Origin of the sequence: Novispirillum itersonii (assembly GCF_014205675.1) — a bacterium.
Taxonomy (GTDB): Bacteria; Pseudomonadota; Alphaproteobacteria; order Rhodospirillales; family Rhodospirillaceae; genus Novispirillum; species Novispirillum itersonii_A.
In genome coordinates, this window is sequence record NZ_JACIIX010000009.1 from 118,937 (window position 1) to 139,750 (window position 20,814).

Genomic DNA, 20,814 nt, shown 5'->3' on the forward strand with positions numbered 1-20,814 from the left:
GGGGTTGCGCACCCCGGCGGAAACTCTGTCAGCGTAATACTCAGAACTCGTGGTCGGCGAAGTCCATCATCGACGCGCCCCCGGCCATGATGCAGGAGAACAGCGCCCCGGTCTGCGGCAGCACCCGCTGCATGTAGAACCGCGCGGTCTTGATCTTCGCCTCGTAGAAGGCCGCATCGCCGTTGGCCCCTTCGGCCAGTCTGGCGCGGGCGACATCGACGGTGCGGCACCACAGGTAGGCCAGTGCGGTCAGGCCGAACAGGCGCAGGTAATCCGTCGCCGCCGCCCCGGCCTCGTCACGGTTGACCATACCCTTCTGCGCCACCGCGCCGGTGGCCTGTTGCAGGCGGGTGAAGGCCTTGGCCAGCGGCAGGACGAATTCTTCCATGTCGTCGTCATCGCCCTTGGCTTCCAGATACTCCGCCACCGGATGGAAGAACCGCCGCAGCGAGCGCCCGGCGTTGGCCGGCATCTTGCGCCCGACCAGATCCAGCGCCTGAATGCCGTTGGTGCCTTCATAAATCTGGGCAATGCGGGCATCGCGGATGTACTGCTCCATGCCCCATTCGCGGATGTAGCCGTGGCCGCCGTAAACCTGCACGCCGATGTTGGTGGCTTCATACCCCAGGTCGGTCAGCAGGGCTTTCACGATCGGGGTCAGCAGCGCCACCAGATCCTCGGATTCCTGCCGCACCGCCGGATCCGGGTGATGATTGGCAAGGTCCAGCGCCTGCGCCACCCAGCCGACCAGCGCCCGCGATCCTTCCATGGTTGCCTTCTGGGTCAGCAGCATGCGCCGCACGTCCGGGTGGACCAGAATGGGGTCGGCCTTGGCCTCCGGGTTCTTGGTGCCGGTCAGGGAACGGCCCTGAATCCGGTCTTTGGCATAGGCCAGCGCCCCCTGATAGGAGGCCTCGCCCAGCCCCAGACCCTGTACACCGACGGCCAGCCGTTCGGTGTTCATCATCGCGAACATCGCCTGCATGCCCTTGTGCGGCTGCCCGACCAGCCAGCCGGTGGCACCGTCGAAGTTCATCACGCAGGTGGCGGAGGCCTTGATGCCCATCTTGTGCTCAATCGCCCCGCACATCACGCCGTTGCGCGGGCCGGGGGTGTTGTCGGCATCGGGCAGGAACTTCGGCACCAGAAACAGCGAAATGCCCTTCGCCCCTTCCGGCGCGTCCGGCAGCTTGGCCAGCACCAGATGGATGATGTTTTCCGTCAGGTCATGTTCCCCGGCGGAAATGAAGATCTTGGTGCCGGTGATGGCATAGCTGCCGTCGCCGCGCGGCTCCGCCTTGGTGCGGATCATGCCCAGATCGGTGCCGCAGTGCGGTTCGGTCAGGCACATGGTGCCGGACCATTCGCCGGAAACCATCTTCGGCAGATACTGCTGCTTCAGCTCGTCCGCCCCATAGGCTTCCAGCGCCACATAGGCCCCGTGGCTGAGGCCGGGATACATGCCGAACGACAGGTTGGAAGAGCAGATCATCTCTTCCACCATGCTGTTGACCAGCTTGGGCATGCCCTGACCGCCGAATTCCGGCTTGCAGGCGATGGAGGTCCAGCCGCCGTCGCAGAAGGTCTGATAGGCTTCCCTGAAGCCCTTGGGGGTGCGGACCACCCCGTTCTCATAGGTGCAGCCCTCTTCATCGCCGGAGCGGTTGATCGGGTGCAGCACCTGTTCGCAGATCTTGGCGGCTTCTTCCAGCACCGCATCAATCACGTCCGGGGTCATGTCTTCATACCCGGGCAGCTGGTGCAGCGTGGTGCCGCTGAACAGTTCGTTCATCACAAAGCGCATGTCGCGCAGGGGAGCCTTATAGGCGGCCATGGCGGGGAATCTCCCTAAAGGGTGACGGAAAGCGGGGGAGGGCCGGGCGGCAGCCTCACCCCGTCCGGATCATCAGTTGCGCAGCGGCTTGCCGGTCAGCAGCATGTGTTCCACGCGGGCCAGCGTGCCGGGGTGGCGCACCAGCGTCATGAACGCCTTGCGTTCCAGCGCCAGAATGTCCTCTTCCTTCAGCACTTCGGTGTGGTCGGTGGCCCCACCGGAGAGGATCCCGGCCAGCTGCATCGACACCACCTCGTCATGCGGCGTGGCTTTGCCCATGCGGCGGAACTGCCCCAGCGCCATTTCCAGCGCCACCTTGCCGGACGGACCGGGCAGGCGGAACTCGATCGGCTCGGCGGGGGCGTAGCCTTCCACCAGCGCCAGCGCTTTGGCCTTGGCATCGGCCAGCAGGCGGTAGCGGTTCATGGTGATGCCGTCGGTCTCACGCAGGAAGCTCTTCTCCTGCGCATCCATTGCCGACTTTGCAACGGTGGCGGTGGAGATGGTTTCAAACGCCTTGGCGACGGCGGGCATCGGCCCGCGCGGCAGCACCTTGGACCTGGACAGGCGGTGCAGCATTTCCTTACAGCCGCCCCAGCCGGGGATCAGGCCGACGCCCACTTCGACCAGACCCATGTAGGTCTCGGCGTGGGCCTGCACCGCATCGCAGTGCAGCAGGATTTCGCAGCCGCCGCCAAGCGCCATGCCGCTGGGGGCACCGACCACCGGGAACGGGGCGCGCTTCAGGGCCATATAGGCCTTCTGCCCGCCTTCGACCATCTCTTCGATGATCGGCCACGCGGCGATATTGGCGGCGAAAATCGCCAGCCCGAGGTTGGCCCCGACCGAGAAGTTGGACCCCTCGTTATACACCACCAGCGCCTTGTAGCCCTTCTGCGGCACCAGTTTCACCGCCTGCCCGATCAGCTTGAGGATCTCGGGATCCAGCGCATTCATCTTGGAGGTGAACTCAAGGCAGACCACACCGTCGCCGATATCCCACAGGGCGGCGGAACCGTTCTTCAGCAGCGGCTTGCTGGTGCGCTTGATGTCTTCCAGCATCAGCACACCATCGGGGCGCTTCAGCTCGGCATAGGATCCGTCAAGGCGCAGCTCATACCGCTTGCCGTCTTCGACCTTATAGAAGGTCTTGCCAACGGCGGCGGTCAGGAACGGCGGGACCTCCATCCCTTCGGCGCTGAGGATGGCAATCAGGGCATCAACCCCGATGCTGTCGATCAGCTCGAACGGGCCGAATTTCCAGTTGTAGCCAAGGCGCATCGCCTCGTCGATATCAGCGACGCTGTCGGTGACATCGGGCACGAGGGAGGCGGCATAGGCCAGCGTGCGGGCCATGACGCGGCGGGCGTAGACCCCGCCCTTGTCGGGATGGGCCAGCAGGGCGGCGGCGGCCTTCTTCCCGGCCTCAGTGGCGGCGGAGATCGAGGCCAGCTGCGGCTTGACGGAAACCCGGTACTCCCCGGTCTTCAGATCGACCGCTTCCTTCACCTTGCCGCCACCGGCCTTGTTGATGCGGTAGAAGCCGCCCTTGCCCTTCCGGCCGGTGTAGCCGTCGGCGATCATCTTTTTGATCAGGTCAAGGTCCCGGTTGAGGATATGGAAGGTATCCCCGGCGGGCAGGGACCCGACCATCGACGCCAGCACATGCGGCATCAGGTCCAGCCCGACCAGATCCATCAGGCCGAACACCCCGGTTTTGGGGATGCCGAACGGACGGCCGATGATGGCATCGGCTTCTTCCACGGTCAGGCCGTTGTCGATGGCTTCGACGGTGGCGGCCAGAATCCACAGGATGCCCAGACGGTTGCCGATGAAGCCGGGGCGGTCCTTGCACATCACCACCGACTTGCCCAGCCGCACATCGGCAAAGGCCGACACGGTGCTGATGGCGTCAGCCCGGGTCTGCGGGCCCTGCACGATCTCCAGCAGGCGCATGTAGCGCGGCGGGTTGAAGAAGTGGGTGATGCAGAAATCGGCCTTGAAGGCGTCCGACAGGCCACCGGTCAGCTGGTCCAGCGGAATGGTCGAGGTGTTGGACGACACCACCGACCCGGCCTTGCGGACGGCATCGACCTTTTTGTACAGGTCCTGCTTGATGTCCAGCCGTTCGATCACCGCTTCGACGATCCAGTCGCAGTCGGCCAGCAGGTCGAGGTTGTCCTCGATGTTGCCGGTGGTGATCAGGCGGGCGCAGCGTTTGGACATGAACGGGGCCGGATCCGCCTTCAGCATCTTTTCGACGGCGGTTTCGGCGATGGTATTGCGGTTGGTGGCCCCGGCCGGAACAATATCCAGCAGCACCACCGGCACCCCGGCATTGGCGACGTGGGCGGCAATGCCGGCCCCCATCACGCCCGCGCCGATGACGGCGACTTTTTTGATGGTCGTTTCCATTGGTTTCGGTCCTTCCCGTCCGGTGCCGGTTACGCCACGGCTTCCAGAACGGTGGCGATGCCCTGACCGCCGCCGATGCACTGGGTGGCAAGGGCGTAGCGCCCGCCTTCCCGCTTCAGCAGGCTGGCGGCCTTGCCGACGATGCGGGCCCCGGTGGCGCCCAGCGGGTGCCCCAGCGCAATGGCGCCGCCGTCAAGGTTGATGCGGTCCAGCGGCAGGCCGAGATCGCGGATGCAGGCCAGCGACTGGCTGGCGAAGGCTTCGTTCAGCTCGATGATGTCGATATCGGCAACGGTCAGACCGGCACGGGCCAGCGCCTTGCGGGTGGATTCCACCGGGCCGATGCCCATGATTTCCGGGGCGCAGCCGGAGACGGCAACGCTCTTGATCCGCGCCAGCGGGGTCAGGCCATGCTTCATGGCGTAGTCTTCCGAACACACCAGAACGGCGGCGGCCCCATCGGTCAGGGGGGAGGAGGTTCCGGCGGTGACGGTGCCTTCGGCATTGAAGGCGGGCTTCAGACCGGCCAGCGTTTCCGCCGTGGTTTCCGGGCGGATGCAGCCGTCGGTGCTGATCTGGGTGCCCTTGGCGTCGGTGATGGTGACCATCTCGGCGTCATAGCGGCCTTCGGCCTGCGCCTTGGCGGCCTTGGCGTGGGAGGCGGCGGCAAAGGCTTCCTGATCGGCGCGGCTGATCTGGTATTTGGCGGCCAGATTTTCAGCGGTGTCGCCCATGCCGACAAAGGCCTGCGGATAGGACTTGTACAGCCCCGGATGCGGCATCGGGTTGAAGCCCATGATCGGCACGCGGGTCATGCTTTCCACCCCGGCGCACAGGAAGGCATCCCCGGCCCCGAGCTGGATCGCCCCGGCGGCCTGATGCACCGCCTGCATCGACGACCCGCAGAAGCGGTTGACGGTGACCGCCCCCATCGACAGCGGCAGACCGGCGACAAAACCGATGATCCGGGCAACGTTGAAGCCCTGTTCCCCTTCGGGGAAGGCATTGCCGACGATCAGGTCTTCCAGATCTTCCGCCTTCACCCCGGTGCGTTCCACCAGCGCCTTCACCACCTGTCCGGCCAGATCTTCCGGCCGCACCTTGGTCAGGCCGCCCTTGTTGGCGAGGTGGAAGGGCGACCGGGCATAACCGGCGATAACCACGTTCTTCATACCATCTCACTCCGTTTCCCGATGACGGGCCGCGCTGGCGGGTCCCTGCGGACCCGGCGGCCGTTCCCCCTGCGGTGGTGTCCCGGTGGGTGTGTACCCGGCGGGGGGTGTTCCCTATGGTGACGTCCCCCGAAAAGGCCGGGTGGCCCCCGGGGGTTGGTCGGTGGCAAACCTGCCCGCGCGTGGCGGGAAGGGGTCAGGGGCAGGAACAGGAAGCGCCGGAGTGGCGGGGAACGGGGTGGACCGGCGGGATTATTGTCCCGCCATTTTGTTCCGCAGGGCGTCTTCAACCAGCAGGTTGATTTCGCTCAGCTCCGACAGGGTCTGTTCCAGATCTTCCTGCTGCTTGCGCAGGTCGGCCAGACGGGCCTGAACCTTGCCCTGCAACAGGGTCAGCTGTTCGGTCTGGGTGGTGTCGACCACGTACAGATCGAGGTATTCCTTGATATCGGCCAGACTGAAGCCCAGCCGCTTGCCGCGCAGGATCAGCACCAGACGCGCCCGGTCCTTGTGGGTGTAGATACGCGTCGATCCGGCCCGCCGCGGCTTTAACAGCCCTTTGGTCTCATAAAAGCGCACGGCCCGGGGGGTGGTCCCCAGTTCGTCCGCCAGTTCGGTCACTGTGTAGAATTGCTCGCTCAAGGGATGCTCCCGTGGATGGGGTGGCGACTCTCTGTCAGTGACCTAACCGTATAATGGGTGACGTATACGTCATGGTCAAGTCCTAACATTCCTTTCCCTAGCACAAGTGCAGTGCAAAAAACGAGAGGAGAGATCCCTGCCGTAAGGGGAAGATGAGGCAGCATCGGCGGAACCCTGCTGTCGCAGCGGCAGATGGGGGACGGAAGGATAGAAAAAGCCCCTGACGGCAGGGTACCGACAGGGGCGGGCAAGGGGGGGAAGCAACCGGAGGCCCGAAGGGCCGACTGGCGCGTTGAGCGCCCGCGCGACCATTCGCGCGTAAGGCAAGCGGGCGGACGCCCGCGCCCGCCGCCTGAGGGGCCCAACACTAAAAATCAAGCCGTCCGCACGTCGTGCAGGAAAATGGTGACGATGGATTTCAGCTGTTCGGCCTCGCTGGACAGGGACTGGGCTGAGACCAGAACCTGCTGGGAGGCAGCCCCGGTGCTGGCGGCGGCTTCGGTGACATCGCCGATGCTCGACGAGATCAGGCCGGTCCCCTGCGAGGCCTGCGCCACGTTGTCGGCGATTTCGGCGGTGGCGACCGCCTGTTCCTCGACGGCCCCGGCGATGGCGGTGGAGATATGGCTGATGTCGTCAATGCGCCGCACGATCTGGCGGATGGCATCCACCACCAGCTGGGTCTGGGTCTGCACATCGGTGATCTGGGTGGCGATCTGGTCGGTGGCCTTGGCGGTCTGGCTGGCGAGGTTTTTCACCTCGTTGGCGACGACGGCAAAGCCCTTTCCGGCGTCTCCTGCCCGTGCGGCCTCAATGGTGGCGTTCAGGGCCAGCAGGTTGGTCTGGCTGGCGATATCGTTGATCAGGCTGATCACGTCGCCGATGCGGGCGGCGGTGGCGGCCAGACCGCGCACGGTCTCATCGGCCTTGGCGGCATCGGCGCTGGCGCTGGCGGCGACGCTGCTGGCATCTTCCGCCTGACGGCCAATTTCGCGGATGGAGGCCGACAGCTCTTCGGCCGCGCTGGCGACGGTCTGCACCGCGCCGGACGCCTGGGCGGTGGCGGAGGCAACCGTGGTGGCCTGACGGGTGGTCTGCTCGGCGCCTGCCGCCATCGAGGTGGCGGTGGCTTCCAGCTCCGTGCTGGCCCCGGCGACGGTTTCCAGCACGCTGCTGACGGAACGGTCAAAGTCTGCGGTCAGGGCGGAGATGGCGACGGCGCGCTGCTCCCGCTGTTCCTGATCTTTCCGGATCTGCTCTTCCACCCGTTGGCGCTCGACGGCGTTTTCCTTGAACACTTCGACGCTGCGGGCCATCAGGCCGACTTCGTCGCCGCGGTCGCGGTCCGGCACCTCGGCGGTCAGGTCATTTTCCGACAGGCGTTTCATCACCCCGGCCAGCGCGGTCAGGGGGCGGACGATCTTAGTGGTTGACATCCACAGGCCGAGGGCGGCGGTCAGCAGGGTACCCCCCAGAACGACGGCGATCGACAGCAGGGTGGTGACGTTACTGTCAGTCTTCAGGATGGCAACCTGCTCGGCGCAGGTGTCGTACAGATGGTCTGTCAGGCTTTTCTGGGCCTCGTAAGCTTTCAGAATACCGAGTTCGCAGTAATTCTTCAGGGCAATCCCGGCGCGGTAAGCCTGATCGGCTCCGCTGCTTTGTGCCGCCTGCCGGATCAGGGGATTACAGGTTTTGAAAGCGGAATCGGCAAGGGTCCCGGCCTCATCAATACGGGCCTTCAGGGAAGGGACTTCCTGCCGCAGTTCTTCCAGGGCGTTGCGATAATCCTGCTGGGCCCGGTCAGAGACATCCAGCTTCCAGTCGTTACCGGATTCATCGGTTTCAAGGGCAAGGCTGTAGGCGGTACCGATCATCACCCGCAGCATCCGTTCAGCCCGGGCGCTGATGATCGCGGCCTTTGCTTCCTGCGAGATCAGGGCGCTGTAGCCGGTGCTGATGGAACGCATCATGGAGCCGGCATAAACCGACCCAAGGATACTGATGATGCCGAGGGACGACAGGATCAGGAGAATTTTGAGACGGATACTGATGTTGTTCATGGGGGGTGGGGCTCTGTAAAACAGGGGGCGGGGGGAGGGGTTTCTTTTTGGCGTTCTATAGGATGGGTCTGTATATCATTTTGTTGTTATATTTTATGTGGATACTGCACATTGAATTTTGTTTATCAATAATCATTCGCCATTTATTTCATAATTGCCCCGCATAAATCATTTTTATGGATGACTATTGTGGAATATCTTCGGTCGGAATGAGGTTCTGTCAGGAGTAAAATGATAAATTAAAAGTCTTAGATAGAAAGTTTAGTGTAATCGGCACAATAAAGCCCGGCGTGGAGCCGGGCTGTCTGTTGTTGCGAATGAGGCGATATGGCGGAGGGGGAGGCTGATCGAGAAAGCTCCGGTCCGTTACAGAAAAAGCATCTGTATTGAAAGGGTTATGGTGTTTCCGCCCGCCAAACCTTGTGCCCCCTTCGCAGAGGATGGATTCAGAAAAAAAGCCCTGCAATCGCAGGGCTTTCCGGGTTTATCTCACAGCGGGGCGTTGGCTTTTTCCGCCTCCAGCCGTCGTTTTTCTTCTTCAACCAGTTCTTTCTTCGACAGCTTACCAACCATGGTCTTGGGCAGTTCGTCCCTGATCTCAATCGCTTTTGGCATTTCGATGCGTGAAATTTTATCCCCAAGAAACGCCTTCAGATCGTCGGGGCTGACCTCTCCGGCGGCGGATTTCAGGCGCACAAAGCACTTCGGCGCCTGCCCGCGGTACTGATCGGGGATGCCGATGCACACCACCTCGGCAACATCCGGGTGCAGGTACAGGGCTTCCTCGATCACCCGGGGGTAGACGTTATAGCCCCCGGCGATGATCACATCCTTGATCCGGTCGACCAGAAAGATGAAGCCGTCGGGATCGACGTAACCGACATCGCCGGTGTGCAGGCGGCCGTCGCGGATGGTCTGGGCGGTGTCCTCGGGGCGGTTCCAGTAGCCTTTCATCACCTGCGGCCCGCTGATGCAGACCTCGCCCTTTTCGCCGGGCTCAACCTCGCGGTCGGGGTGGTCGAGGGAGTGGATGGTGATGGTGGTGCCGGGGAAGGGCACGCCGATCGCCCCGTCCTTGTTGGGGCCGTCAATCGGGTTGCAGGTCGCCAGCGGGCTGCTTTCCGACAGGCCATAGCCTTCCACCAGACGGCAGCCGGTCAGGCTTTCAAATCGGTGTTTGACTTCCACCGGCAGCGGGGCCCCGCCGGAAATGCAGAAGCGGAAGGCCGACAGGTCGTACTTTTCGCGGTCCTTGGCATTGAGGATGGCGGTGAAAATGGTCGGTACCGCCGCCATCAGGGTCGGGCGGTACTTGTGGATCGCCTTCAGGAACTGCTCCAGCTCGAACCGGGGCAGCAAAATCAGCTCCGCCCCGGCGGCGGTGCCGAAATTGAGGATCGCCGTCATCGCGAAGACGTGGAAGAACGGGATGACCGCCATCACCTTTTCTTCCCCGGCCTTGACCCCGGGGAACCAGCGGCGGGCCTGATCGGTGTTGGCCGACAGGTTGGCGTGGGTCAGCATCGCCCCTTTCGGCACACCGGTGGTGCCGCCGGTGTATTGCAGCACGGCGACATCATTCAGCGGGTCAATCTCCGGCACGGTGAATTTACCGTCGTTGTCCACCAGCTGGGTGAAGGAGGCGTGTTGCAGATCGTTGGGGATCTCCGCCAGTTCCGAGCGCTTGAACACCCGGAACAGCACCCCCAGCACGGTCGGCATCACGTCACGCATCGGGCAGATCACCACCCGTTCCAGCGGCGTCGACGGATCATTCATCACCGCCTGCACCTTGGGGTAAATCTGCTTCAGGTCCAGCGTTACCATGATGCGGGTGCCGGAATCGCGCACCTGATGGGCGATTTCCCGTTCCACATACAGCGGGTTGAAGTTCACCACCGTGCCGCCCGCCTTCAGGATGCCGAAATAGGCGATCGGGTAATAGGGGCAGTTGGGCAGGCACAGGCCGACGCTGACACCTTTGCGCACGCCCATCTTCTGGAAGCCTTTGGCGGCGCGGTTGATCAGGTCGGCGGTTTCGGCATAGGTCCAGACCCGGCCGAGAAAGTTAAGGTAGGGGCGGGGGCCATGGCGGGCGACGGACCGGTCCAGCGCCGCAAAGGCGGGCTCCGGCGTGATCGGGCTGTCCCAGTCGACCTGCGGGGCGTTGTGCCGGTGGTCCGGCCGGGCCGCGGGCGTTGCCGTGATGGAAGAGGTCATCGCAACACCTGTCTGCTGACAAGAAAATCGGGGAAGGGTGCTGCCGGGCGGGCCATCGGGCCCATCCACCGACAATACCACGGATCACCACCGCCGATCTGCGGAAACCGTGCCGGAAAGGCCTGCGGACCGGATCGTTACGGTGGATTGGAAGAGTGCTAAAGTCTGCTTGAGGGTCTGGGGTAAGAAAAGGCCGGTCCCGCCCCGCCGTACCGGCGGAACGCGGGACCGGCCGCAGCCTCAGAACTTGGCGGTCAGGCCCAGCGTGAAGATATCAATCGCACTGTCGTAGGTACCGCGCAGATTGTCGGTACTGGCGTTCAGGGCGAAGCGGGTGGAGTCATTGATGGTGGCATCCGCCACCCAGATGTGGGTGTAGGCGGCGTTCAGGCGCACGCCTTCCAGCAGAGTATACCCGAGACCGGCGGACAGCCAGGTACGGTCCGCATCCGGGATGCGGGCGGTGCGGTAGGTGTCGGAGACCGGGGTCTGGTCGTAGGCGATACCGAAGTTCAGGTCGAGGTCCTTGGTCGCCTGATAGCGGGTGCCGAGGGCCAGGAACCAGGTGTCGCTCCAGTTTTCTTCCTTGACCGAGTCCGCCCCGCCATCAGCCCGCTTGACGCGCAGTTCATCAAACACCGACCAGTTGGTCCAGGCGGCATCGGCCATCACCGACCACTGGGGGGTGATGTCCTGATGAATGCCGATGCTGATCACGTCCGGGGTGGTCAGGTCGGCGGTGGCGGCGGTGTTGCGGAAGGCGGCGGCAACGGCGGCGTTGGCGTAGGTGGGGACGTTGCTCTGGGTGATTTCCCCGTCAAGGGTATGATCCACCCGCGACTTGTAGGACACCCCGATGCGGGTGGTGTCGGTCGGCTGAATGGTCAGGCCGGCGGTGAAGCCCATGCCCCAGTCATCACCTTCCAGCTTGGTCACCCCATCCTGCGACCCCGGCGAGGCCCCCGGCATGCCGAGGGCGGCCATGATGCGGCCATGGTCAACGGCGTTGGTCAGTTCGGCTTCGGCACGCTGGAAGTTCAGCCCGGCCCCGACCGAGATCAGGTTGCTGAGGCGGTAGGCCACCGACGGCTGGATGTTCAGGGTTTTCAGCTCGGACTTCAGGGCGTGGTAGCGGCCCTGCCAGCCGTTGTCATATTCGGTGGTCAGGCCGTAGGGGGCATTGATGCCGATGCCCAGCTTCAGGTTTTCGTTGACCGAATACATGCCGTACAGCGACGGCACCAGCGCCCCCCCACCGGCATCACCGCCGCTGCTGCCGGTGGCGGCACCGCCGCCGTAGGTGGTCGACCCGCCGTTCTTGAACTTGGCGGAGGGAACAATGTAGTTGTTGTTCACCTCAAACCCGTTGCCGGAGAGATTGGTCATCCCGGCGGGGTTGAAGAAGATGGTCGACAGGTCTTCGGCAGAGGCGGTGGCCCCGGCGGTGGCGCGGCCCTGTCCGGCGGCGGCCTGTTCCTTCAGCTGAAAGCCCGAGGCAAAAGCCTGCCCGGAGACCAGCGCCAGCGCAGAGACGGCTGTGGCGCCCATAAGAAAACGACGCATACGGAAAACCTCCCAAGAAATTCGTTTTTGCTTCGTTGGAGCGGCAGCCTTTGTTTTGGTTATGGCAGCCATTGCCTCTACGGTATTCACGGATTGGGTCACGTCAAGGTTTTTTAGATGACGTATGCGTCATGCTGAGTCTGTGTTGCATCTGCGAGAAATGTTCGCATTTGCGGTTTATTGATATTTTTCAAAGAAATAAACTGTGCTTACGACCAACCTGCGGTATTGGGAGTCTCGTTGACCTATACGTCAGTATGGGGTCGGTGCATGCGCTTTCATGGCGGTGAAACTCTGCTGTCATATTTCCTGTGTCATCAGGATGACCTATGCGGAATCAACATAATCTGTCCTGTGGGGTAATATTCTTTCGTGCGGCAGAACGAATGAACCCGCGCCGAAAGAATGCGGCTTTTTTTATCGCACCCGCCCCGGCGTGTTGCAACGCGGCGCGGTGCGGCGTATAGCTGATTCCCCGCCAGACGGCGGACAGTCTTGGATCAGAAAACAGTATCTGTTCGGATAACAAAGGAAGACAGCCATGACCGGCACCTGGACCCCTGAAAGCTGGAGAAGCATCGTCGATGCCGCCATTCGGGATGGGAAGACCTTTGAGTCCTTTCAGATGCCGACCTATCCGGATGCTGCGGCCCTGACCCATACCGAAGAAACCCTGAAGGTGATGCCGCCGCTGGTGTTCGCCGGGGAAGCGCGCAACCTGAAGAAGCACCTCGCCGAAGTGGCCGAAGGCCGGGCCTTCCTGCTTCAGGGCGGCGACTGTGCCGAAAGCTTCGCCGAATTCCGCGCCGACAACATCCGCGACACCTTCCGCGTGCTGTTGCAGATGGCGGTGGTGCTGACCTTCGGCGCCGCCTGCCCGGTGGTCAAGGTCGGCCGCATGGCCGGTCAGTTCGCCAAGCCGCGCTCCGCCCCGACCGAAACCTTTGATGGCGTCGAACTGCCGAGCTACCGCGGTGACATGATCAACGGCCCGGATTTCACCCCGGCTGACCGCATCCCCGATCCGCAGCGCATGCTGCGCGTTTACAATCAGGCGGCGGCGACGCTGAACCTGCTGCGCGCCTTTGCCGAGGGCGGTTACGCCGATCTGCACAAGGTGCACCAGTGGACTCTGGGCTTCGTCAGCGCCGAGCAGTCAACCCGCTATCAGGAAATGGCCGACCGCATTCAGGAAACCCTCGGTTTCATGGAAGCCTGTGGTCTGACCGGTGACCGGGTGCCGCAGATCCGCAAGACCGACTTCTACACCTCGCACGAGGCGCTGCTGCTGCCCTACGAGCAGGCGATGACCCGTGTCGACTCCACCACCGGGGATTGGTACTGCTGTTCCGCCCACCTGCTGTGGATCGGCGAGCGCACCCGCGACCTGACCGGCCCGCATGTGGAATTCCTGCGCGGTGTCGGCAACCCGGTCGGGGTCAAGGTCGGCCCGTCAACCACCCCGGAAACCCTGCTGCGCCTCTGTGACGCCCTGAACCCGCAGAACGAGGCGGGCCGCCTGACCCTGATCACCCGCATGGGCGCCGGTCCGTTGCAGGAGAAGCTGCCGGCGCTGATCCGCGCCGTGCAGGCGGAAGGCCGCAAGGTGGTGTGGTCGTGCGACCCGATGCACGCCAACACCATCAAGGTGGCCAACGGCTACAAGACCCGGTCCTTCGACAGCATTCTGGCGGAACTGAAGGCCTTCTTCGCCGTCCACCGCGCCGAAGGCAGCCATGCCGGCGGCCTGCACTTTGAACTGACCGGCCGCGATGTCACCGAATGCATCGGCGGCTCGCAGGAAATCACCGAAGCCCGTCTGGGCGACGCCTACCACACCTTCTGCGATCCGCGCCTGAACGCGGCGCAGTCGCTGGAACTGGCGTTCCTGGTGGCCGAGGCCCTGAAGGAAGAACGGACCCGCGTCGCCGCTCTGGCGTAACGGATCCGCCCCTGTTTTCCTGAAAAAGGCCCCGCTCCGGCGGGGCCTTTTTGCGTCAACGGGCAGGAACCGGGACGGGGAACAACCGGGGCGGGGAGCAACCGGGGAGGGGGCTGGCCCTTACACCTTCACCATCGGCCCGTGTTCCGCCTTTCTTCCGCCGTTCCGGTCAGGGGGCGGCGACATAGACGACCCCGGACGGCAGTCTGTAGCTCCACGGCAGACCGGCATTGCGCCAGCCGTCCACGTCTCGGACCCCTTTACTGGGGCCGTCCTTGCGGGTGTTGCCTTCGAAACCGTCAACCATGGTGTAGGTCCGGGCCCAGCCGCGGGCATGCAGAAGATCAGCCGCCGGGGCGCTGCGGGTGCTGCCGGAGCGGCACATGAAAATGACCTTGGTGGTGGCCCGGTCGGCACCGAGGGCGGCGAGTCTGGCCTCCATTTCAGTGGCGAAGGACGGATTGACCTTCATGGCGAAGGTGCCCTTTTCGGCGTTCAGGCTGCTGCGGTCGGCCATCATGTAAGGAACGTGAATATCGGTGTCGGAGGCAAAGCCGGTGAACATCGCCTCCACCGGATCCCGGACATCGACAAGCACCACCGACGGGTCTGCCTGCATCAGGGCCCAGGCTTCGGTGGCGGTGACATAGAGGTCGGACTTGACCTGTGCCCCCGCCTCAGCCGGGCGGTCAGCGGCCTGAACGCAGACCGGCGCGGCCAAGGTGATGGCCGCGGCCAGAAACAGGGAACGGATTCGGTTGGGCATGATTGGCTCCTGTCTCAGAAGGCGAGATAGCGGACGTCGGGCTGGATCATGTAATCGCCGATTACCGGCGGCGTCACCGGGCTGACACCATCAATCAGGGTGTCGGCGGTTTTGCCGCTGTTGGGCAGGTAAAGTGCGCAGACCTCTGCGGTGGCACCCTGCGCCAGCAGGCCCTGCAACATCTGCTGGGGCGTTTTTCCGGCCGGTTTCAGGGGCGGCATTTCTGCCCCTTTCAGGGCAAGGTCGCCCCCGGGGCCACACAGCAGGATCCGCACGTCGGTTCCGCGTTTGCGGGCTTCCATGCCAAGGACCATGGCCATGCCCTGCACCTGCGGTTCAGCCGTTGTGACGGTGATGAACAGTTTTTCCGCCGCCTGTGCGGGCAGGGTCGCGGTGGCGGCGATGGTGCCGATGGCAAGGGCGGACAATAAAGAGCGCATGGCAGTTTCCTTCCGGTGATCGACTGCCGGGGACAGTATCGGGGGACGTTATATTCGTCATTGCTAATTATCAATCGGACTGAAGCTCCTGCCGTTGTTGCAGTGCGGCGGGAACGTGCCGCCTCACCGGAACGATGTGGTGGAACAGGGTGTCCTGAACCGACCGTGCTGCAACGCGTTGACATCGCCGCCACACCCCCCTAGCTTCGACCTCTGTTTTTCCGGCGGTTGGCCGGGGTGTCTGAGGCAGGATAAAGGGGGTGTCTGGCGATGGCCGAGACCCTGAGGATTGCGCTGGCGCAGTTGAACCCGGTGGTCGGGGATGTGAGCGGCAATGTGGCGCGGGTGCGGGCGGCGCGGGCGCAGGCAGCGGCACAGGGTGCCGATGTGGTGGTCTGTACCGAGCTGGTGCTGTCCGGATATCCGCCGGAAGACCTGATTTACCGGGCTGCCTTCATGGACGCCATCGAGGAGCAGGTCCACGCGCTGGCGGCGGAAACCGCCGACGGCGGACCGGCCCTGATTGTCGGCAGCCCGTGGCGCAAGGACGGCCACAGCTACAACGCCGCGCTGGTGCTGGATGGTGGGCAGATCAAGGCCGCCGTGCTGAAGCACCACCTGCCGAACTACGGCGTGTTTGATGAAATCCGCGTTTTTGCCAGCGGTCCGCATCCCGGCCCGGTGGAGGTGCGCGGCGTCCGCCTTGGCATCATGGTCTGCGAAGACATGTGGTATACCGATGTGGCGGAAACCCTGTCGGAGACCGGGGCGGAACTGCTGGTGATCCCCAACGGATCGCCGTTCGAGCTGGACAAGGGCGATGAACGCCTGAGCCACGCCGCCGCCCGGGTCAAGGAAACCGGCCTGCCGCTGATCTACGTCAATCAGGTCGGCGGGCAGGATGAGCTGGTGTTTGACGGGGCCAGCTTTGTGCTGGATGCCGACTGCGCCCTGCGTCACCGTGCCCCGTCGTGGCAGGAAAGCCTGACCGTCACCGAGTGGCGGAAGGGGCCGCAGGGCTGGTCCTGTGTGCCATCCACCCTCGCGGCGGAAGGATCGCGGGAAGAGCAGGTTTATCAGGCGATGGTGCTGGGCCTGCGCGATTATGTCGGCAAGAACGGCTTCCCGGGGGTGATTCTCGGCCTGTCCGGCGGCATTGACAGTGCGCTGGCCGCCGCCGTTGCCGCCGATGCGCTGGGGCCGGACCGGGTGTGGTCGGTGATGATGCCGTCGCCCTATACCTCCGACGACAGTCTGGAAGACGCGGCGGAGGTGGCGCGGCTGCTGGGCTGCCGTCTGGATACGGTCAACATCATTCCGGCGATGACCGCCTTTGACCAGATGCTGGGCAGCTTCTTCAGCGGTCTGCCGTCCGATATCACCGAAGAGAACCTTCAGTCCCGCGCCCGGGGCGTCAGCCTGATGGCGCTGTCCAACAAGTTCGGCCCGATGGTGCTGTCCACCGGCAACAAGTCGGAGATGAGCACCGGCTACGCCACCCTGTACGGCGACATGTGCGGCGGCTATGCGGTGCTGAAGGACGTTTACAAGACCATGGTGTTCGCGGTGTCGCGCTGGCGCAATGCCAACACCCCCGCCGGGGCGCTGGGCCCGCAGGGCGCGGTGATGCCGGACCGGGTGATCACCAAGCCGCCGACCGCCGAACTGCGCCCGGACCAGAAGGACGAAGACAGCCTGCCGCCCTATGCGGTGCTGGATGATATCCTTGAACGCCTGATCGAGCGCCGTCAGCATCTGTCGGAGATCGTCAGCCAGACCGGCTATGAGTCGGCGGTGGTAGAACGGGTGTGGCGTCTGCTCAACCGGGCGGAATACAAGCGCCGTCAGGCCCCGCCGGGGGTGAAGATCACCCGCTGCGCCTTCGGGCGGGAACGGCGCTACCCGATCACCAACGCCTACGTCGGCCCGCGCTGATCCGGTCTTTTTCCTTTTTTCTGATCTGTAGAGAGCATCATGTCCGTTCTGGTCCGTTTCGCCCCGTCCCCCACCGGCAAGCTGCATGTCGGCAACATCCGGGTGGCGCTGATCAACTTCCTGCTGGCGGGCGGCCGGGCGGAAAACCTGATCCTGCGCTATGACGACACCGATTTTGAACGCTCGAAGCAGGAACATGTCGATGATATCGCCCGCGATCTGCGCTGGCTGGGGATTGAGTGGGGCCAGACCTTCTATCAGTCGCAGCGGCTGGACCTGTACAACGCGGCGCGGGATAAACTGATTGCCGCCGGGCGGCTGTATCCGTGTTACGAGACGGCGGAAGAGCTGGAATACATGCGCAACCGCCAGCGCATGCGTGGCAAGCCGCCGATCTACGACCGCTCCGCCCTGTCGCTGACCCCGGAACAGATCGCCGCCTATCAGGCAGAAGGCCGCCGTCCGCACTGGCGTTTCCGGCTGGTGGACGGCGACATCCGCTGGACCGATCTGGTGCGGGGCGACTGCACCTATGATGCCGCCCATCTGGCCGATCCGGTGGTGATCCGCGAGGATGGCACCTATCTGTACATGCTGCCGTCGGCGATTGACGACGCCGACATGGGCATCACCCATGTGGTGCGTGGCGAAGACCATGTGACCAACACGGCGGTGCAGATCCAGATGTTCGAGGCGCTGGGGGCAGCGGTTCCGGCCTTTGCCCATCTGCCGCTGCTGGTCGGGGCCGATGGCAAGGGCCTGTCGAAGCGCCTTGGCTCGCTGTCGATGGGCGATCTGCGCGGGCAGGGGATTGAGCCGCTGTCGATCTGTTCGCTGCTGGCGCGTCTGGGCTCGTCGGAGGCGATTGACCTGACCGACAGCATGGATGCGCTGGTCGCCGCCTTTGAGATCACCCACTTCGGCCGCTCCACCCCGCGCTTTGATCCGGCGGAGCTGGAACGCCTGAACCAGAAGCTGCTGCATCACCTGCCGTGGGAGGCCGCACAGGCCCGCCTGCATGCGTTGGGCTGTGCGCAGGCCACCGAAGCCTTCTGGGAGGCGGTGCGCGGCAACCTGACCGTTTTTGCCGATGTCACGGAGTGGTATCAGGTGGTCTATACCGTCTCCGGCCCGCTGCCGGGGGTGGAGGTTGATCCGGCCTTCCGTCAGGCGGCGCTGACCTGCCTGCCGGACGGGGTGTGGACACAGGAGACCTGGAAGCAGTGGACCGATGCCGTCAAGGCCGCCACCGGGGCCAAGGGCAAGGATCTGTTCCTGCCGCTGCGCCGCCTGCTGACCGGGCATGACCACGGGCCGGAGCTGAAAGCCCTGCTGCCGCTGATCGGGCGGGACCGGGTGCTGGCCCGTCTGGCGGGGTAACTGGCCGGGGAAGACGGGCAGGGCTGGCGGCGGCGGCGACATTTATATAAAAATTGACTCATGTCAGTGTCGCGATCCGAAATCCCCGGTATTCAGCCACCACGGATTGACGTACCCTGTCGGCCTTGCCGTCGCGTCAGGATGCTGCCGCAGGCCTGATGTTGCCCTGTTGCCAGACCATCGCCAAAAACCATCATCGGTTATGCCCATGCCTTTCCACGGTTCTTTTGCCCCGACCTCCGCCTTCACGCTGCCGACAGTTCTGCTGATCGAGGATGACCCGCTGTTTGCGGAACTGGTCGAGGGCTATCTGGAAGCCGGGGCCGGTGCGGTGGCGGGTGCCGATGTCGCCGGGTTCCGTGTGCTGCGGGCGGCGACGCTGGAACAGGGGCTGGCGGTGCTGCACGGCACCGGGCCGGGGGCCGGGGAAGAGGACGGCGGCGGTGCCGACGTGGTGCTGCTGGACCTGTCGCTGGGCGACAGTGACGGTCTGGCGACGCTGGAGGCGGTGATTGACCATGCCCCCGGCGTGCCGGTGGTGGTACTGACCGGCGATGCGTCGGAGCGGATGGCCCTTCAGGCGGTGCGCCGGGGGGCACAGGATTATCTGGTAAAGGCCGATATGCGCCCGGTGTCCCTGCGCCGGGCGTTGCTGTATGCGCTGGAACGGCGATCCACCCTGACGGCGCTGTTGCAGGCGGGGTCAGCGGTCAGCGGCCTGCTGGACAGCCTGAATGCGGCGGCGGCGGTGGTGGAGGCGGTCCGCGACAGCAGCGGCGCGGTCACCGGCTTTGCGTGGTGTCTCGGCAACCGCAGCTGCCAGCGGCTGCTGGGGCTGGATGTGGCGGCGGTGGAAGGCCGCCCGCTGCATGACACCCTGCCGTGGTATGCCGACAGCGGGCTTCCGGCGGCGCTGGAGCGGGTGGCTGACGGCTATGGCGATATTGACCGTGAACTGACGGTGGTGATTGCCGGGCAGACGCGGTGGCTGCATGTCTCGGCAGTGCGCCTGAGCGGCGGGCGGCTGGGCGGCGGCCGTCTGGCGGTGACACTGGAAGATATCACCGAACGGCACCAGCATCAGGAACGGCTGCGGTTTCTGGCCACGCGGGATCCGCTGACCGGCCTGCCCAACCGCACGCTGTTTCAGGATCATCTGGAAGAGGCGGTCTCGCGGGCGGAACGCGGCAGCCAGCGGGCGGCGGTACTGTATATCGACCTTGATCATTTCAAAACCATCAACGACACCATGGGCCACAGCACCGGCGACCGGGTGTTGCAGGATGTGGCGCGGCGGCTGGAAATGATCAGCCCGCCGGAGGCCTTTATCAGCCACCTGTCCGGCGATGAATTCGCCGTGCTGCTGCCCCGGGTTTCCGATGAGGCGGAGGTCACGGCGGCGGCGGCGGCGGTGCTGAAGCATCTGGAACAGCCGTTTGTCATCGACGGGCGGGAGATCTTCATTTCCGGCTCTATCGGGGTGGTGCTGTACCCTGACAGCGCCCGCAACCCCAACGGCCTGATGCGTAACGTTGATGCCGCCGTGCATCACGCCAAGCGGCAGGGCCGCAACACCTACAGTGTGTATTCGGAACACCTGTCGCACGAGATGGTCCGCCGCCTGCATCTGGAAACCGGCCTGCGCCGGGCGCTGGAGCGGGGCGAGATGCGGGTGGTGTTCCAGCCGAAGATGGATCTGGCCACCGGACAGATCAGCGGGGCGGAAGCCCTGCTGCGCTGGGACAGCCGGGAACTGGGGGCGGTGTCGCCGGTGGAGTTCATCCCGGTGGCGGAAGATACCGGCATGATCATCGCCATCGGCGAATGGGTGCTGGAAGAGGTCTGCCGCTGGCTGGCCCGCTGGAACCGGCAGGGCCACCGGCCGGTGCGGGTGGCGGTCAATCTGTCGGCGCGGCAGTTCCGTGATCCGCTGCTGGTGGAGCGGGTGAAGGCAATTGTCGCCGCCGCCGGGGTGTCGGCCCGCCAGCTGGAATTTGAACTGACGGAATCAGTGCTGGTGGAAAATGCCACAGAAGCCACCAAGGCCCTGTGGGCCCTGCGCGGACTGGGGGTGACACTGTCGGTGGATGATTTCGGCACCGGCTATTCCTCCCTCAGCTACCTCAAGCGCTTCCCGATTGATGCCCTGAAGATTGATCAGTCTTTCGTCCGTGACCTGCCCGACAGTTCCGACGACAAGGCGATTGTGCGGGCGATTATCCTGATGGGCCGCTCGCTGGATCTGGCGTTGGTGGCGGAAGGGGTGGAAACGCAGGCGCAGGCTGATTTCCTGAAAGCCAACCAGTGCACCTATGCACAGGGGTATCTGTTTGCCCGCCCGATCAGTGGGCCGGAGTTTGAGGCCTTCATGGTCGGTTGCGATGATGATCTGGAGCTGGGGGTCGGCTGAGGCCGGGTGTCTGGAGCAGAGAGGCCGGATTG

The 20,814-nt window shown here is 64.2% G+C and carries 13 protein-coding genes; 4 read left to right on the forward strand and 9 right to left on the reverse strand.

All coding sequences use genetic code 11. From position 1 onward, the window contains the following. Positions 1 to 40: 40 nt before the first annotated feature. The 7 genes from FHS48_RS12690 to FHS48_RS12720 form a co-directional block, all read right to left on the reverse strand. A complete protein-coding gene (locus FHS48_RS12690) occupies positions 41 to 1,834 on the reverse strand; it encodes an acyl-CoA dehydrogenase C-terminal domain-containing protein (RefSeq protein WP_184263937.1) in 1,794 nt (597 codons plus the stop codon). A 72-nt stretch (positions 1,835 to 1,906) separates the two neighbouring features. Further along, positions 1,907 to 4,249, reverse strand: coding sequence for a 3-hydroxyacyl-CoA dehydrogenase/enoyl-CoA hydratase family protein (locus tag FHS48_RS12695; RefSeq protein WP_184263938.1), 2,343 nt, complete (start codon positions 4,247 to 4,249; stop codon positions 1,907 to 1,909). 29 nt (positions 4,250 to 4,278) lie between these two features. Further along, a complete protein-coding gene (locus FHS48_RS12700) occupies positions 4,279 to 5,421 on the reverse strand; it encodes a thiolase family protein (protein WP_184263939.1) in 1,143 nt (380 codons plus the stop codon). Positions 5,422 to 5,673: 252 nt separating this feature from the next. Beyond that, the gene (locus FHS48_RS12705; protein ID WP_221443499.1) at positions 5,674 to 6,063 is read right to left on the reverse strand and encodes a MerR family transcriptional regulator; all 390 of its coding nucleotides are present in this window, start codon (positions 6,061 to 6,063) and stop codon (positions 5,674 to 5,676) included. Positions 6,064 to 6,437: 374 nt separating this feature from the next. Then, positions 6,438 to 8,126: a methyl-accepting chemotaxis protein gene (locus FHS48_RS12710; protein WP_184263940.1), complete on the reverse strand. Its 1,689-nt coding sequence runs from the start codon at positions 8,124 to 8,126 to the stop codon at positions 6,438 to 6,440. A gap of 489 nt (positions 8,127 to 8,615) precedes the next feature. Beyond that, positions 8,616 to 10,346 carry a long-chain-fatty-acid--CoA ligase gene (locus FHS48_RS12715; RefSeq protein WP_184263941.1) on the reverse strand — a complete coding sequence of 577 codons (1,731 nt, stop codon included), beginning with the start codon at positions 10,344 to 10,346 and terminating at the stop codon, positions 8,616 to 8,618. A 240-nt stretch (positions 10,347 to 10,586) separates the two neighbouring features. After that, positions 10,587 to 11,909 (reverse strand): OmpP1/FadL family transporter, encoded by a 1,323-nt coding sequence (locus tag FHS48_RS12720; protein ID WP_184263942.1) that lies wholly within the window; start codon positions 11,907 to 11,909, stop codon positions 10,587 to 10,589. Between the two features lie 541 nt (positions 11,910 to 12,450). On the opposite strand from FHS48_RS12720, the gene FHS48_RS12725 reads away from it, so the two are divergent. Further along, positions 12,451 to 13,851 (forward strand): class II 3-deoxy-7-phosphoheptulonate synthase, encoded by a 1,401-nt coding sequence (locus FHS48_RS12725; protein WP_184263943.1) that lies wholly within the window; start codon positions 12,451 to 12,453, stop codon positions 13,849 to 13,851. A 169-nt stretch (positions 13,852 to 14,020) separates the two neighbouring features. On the opposite strand, the gene FHS48_RS12730 is transcribed toward FHS48_RS12725, so the two are convergent. Together FHS48_RS12730 and FHS48_RS12735 are read right to left on the reverse strand one after the other, a co-directional pair. After that, positions 14,021 to 14,617 (reverse strand): rhodanese-like domain-containing protein, encoded by a 597-nt coding sequence (locus tag FHS48_RS12730; RefSeq protein ID WP_184263944.1) that lies wholly within the window; start codon positions 14,615 to 14,617, stop codon positions 14,021 to 14,023. 14 nt (positions 14,618 to 14,631) lie between these two features. Then, on the reverse strand, positions 14,632 to 15,057 hold the full coding sequence (locus FHS48_RS12735; protein ID WP_184263945.1) for a DsrE family protein: 426 nt from the start codon (positions 15,055 to 15,057) through the stop codon (positions 14,632 to 14,634). A gap of 270 nt (positions 15,058 to 15,327) precedes the next feature. Between FHS48_RS12735 and FHS48_RS12740 the strand changes: the two genes are divergently transcribed. From FHS48_RS12740 to FHS48_RS12750, 3 genes are all read left to right on the forward strand, one after another. Next, positions 15,328 to 16,992 carry an NAD+ synthase gene (locus FHS48_RS12740; RefSeq protein WP_184263946.1) on the forward strand — a complete coding sequence of 555 codons (1,665 nt, stop codon included), beginning with the start codon at positions 15,328 to 15,330 and terminating at the stop codon, positions 16,990 to 16,992. A gap of 36 nt (positions 16,993 to 17,028) precedes the next feature. Beyond that, positions 17,029 to 18,372 carry a glutamate--tRNA ligase gene (gene gltX, locus FHS48_RS12745; protein ID WP_311769138.1) on the forward strand — a complete coding sequence of 448 codons (1,344 nt, stop codon included), beginning with the start codon at positions 17,029 to 17,031 and terminating at the stop codon, positions 18,370 to 18,372. A 208-nt stretch (positions 18,373 to 18,580) separates the two neighbouring features. Next, positions 18,581 to 20,782 carry a putative bifunctional diguanylate cyclase/phosphodiesterase gene (locus FHS48_RS12750; protein WP_184263948.1) on the forward strand — a complete coding sequence of 734 codons (2,202 nt, stop codon included), beginning with the start codon at positions 18,581 to 18,583 and terminating at the stop codon, positions 20,780 to 20,782. The last annotated feature ends 32 nt before the right edge of the window (positions 20,783 to 20,814 follow it).

Coding starts and splice junctions, on each gene's coding strand:
- FHS48_RS12695 (WP_184263938.1), bottom strand. CDS start 4,249: ATGGAAACGACCATCAAAAAAGTCGCCGTCATCGGCGCGGGCGTGATG.
- FHS48_RS12725 (WP_184263943.1), top strand. CDS start 12,451: ATGACCGGCACCTGGACCCCTGAAAGCTGGAGAAGCATCGTCGATGCC.
- FHS48_RS12735 (WP_184263945.1), bottom strand. CDS start 15,057: ATGCGCTCTTTATTGTCCGCCCTTGCCATCGGCACCATCGCCGCCACC.
- FHS48_RS12740 (WP_184263946.1), top strand. CDS start 15,328: ATGGCCGAGACCCTGAGGATTGCGCTGGCGCAGTTGAACCCGGTGGTC.
- FHS48_RS12710 (WP_184263940.1), bottom strand. CDS start 8,126: ATGAACAACATCAGTATCCGTCTCAAAATTCTCCTGATCCTGTCGTCC.
- FHS48_RS12690 (WP_184263937.1), bottom strand. CDS start 1,834: ATGGCCGCCTATAAGGCTCCCCTGCGCGACATGCGCTTTGTGATGAAC.
- FHS48_RS12715 (WP_184263941.1), bottom strand. CDS start 10,346: ATGACCTCTTCCATCACGGCAACGCCCGCGGCCCGGCCGGACCACCGG.
- FHS48_RS12750 (WP_184263948.1), top strand. CDS start 18,581: ATGCCTTTCCACGGTTCTTTTGCCCCGACCTCCGCCTTCACGCTGCCG.
- FHS48_RS12720 (WP_184263942.1), bottom strand. CDS start 11,909: ATGCGTCGTTTTCTTATGGGCGCCACAGCCGTCTCTGCGCTGGCGCTG.
- FHS48_RS12730 (WP_184263944.1), bottom strand. CDS start 14,617: ATGCCCAACCGAATCCGTTCCCTGTTTCTGGCCGCGGCCATCACCTTG.
- FHS48_RS12700 (WP_184263939.1), bottom strand. CDS start 5,421: ATGAAGAACGTGGTTATCGCCGGTTATGCCCGGTCGCCCTTCCACCTC.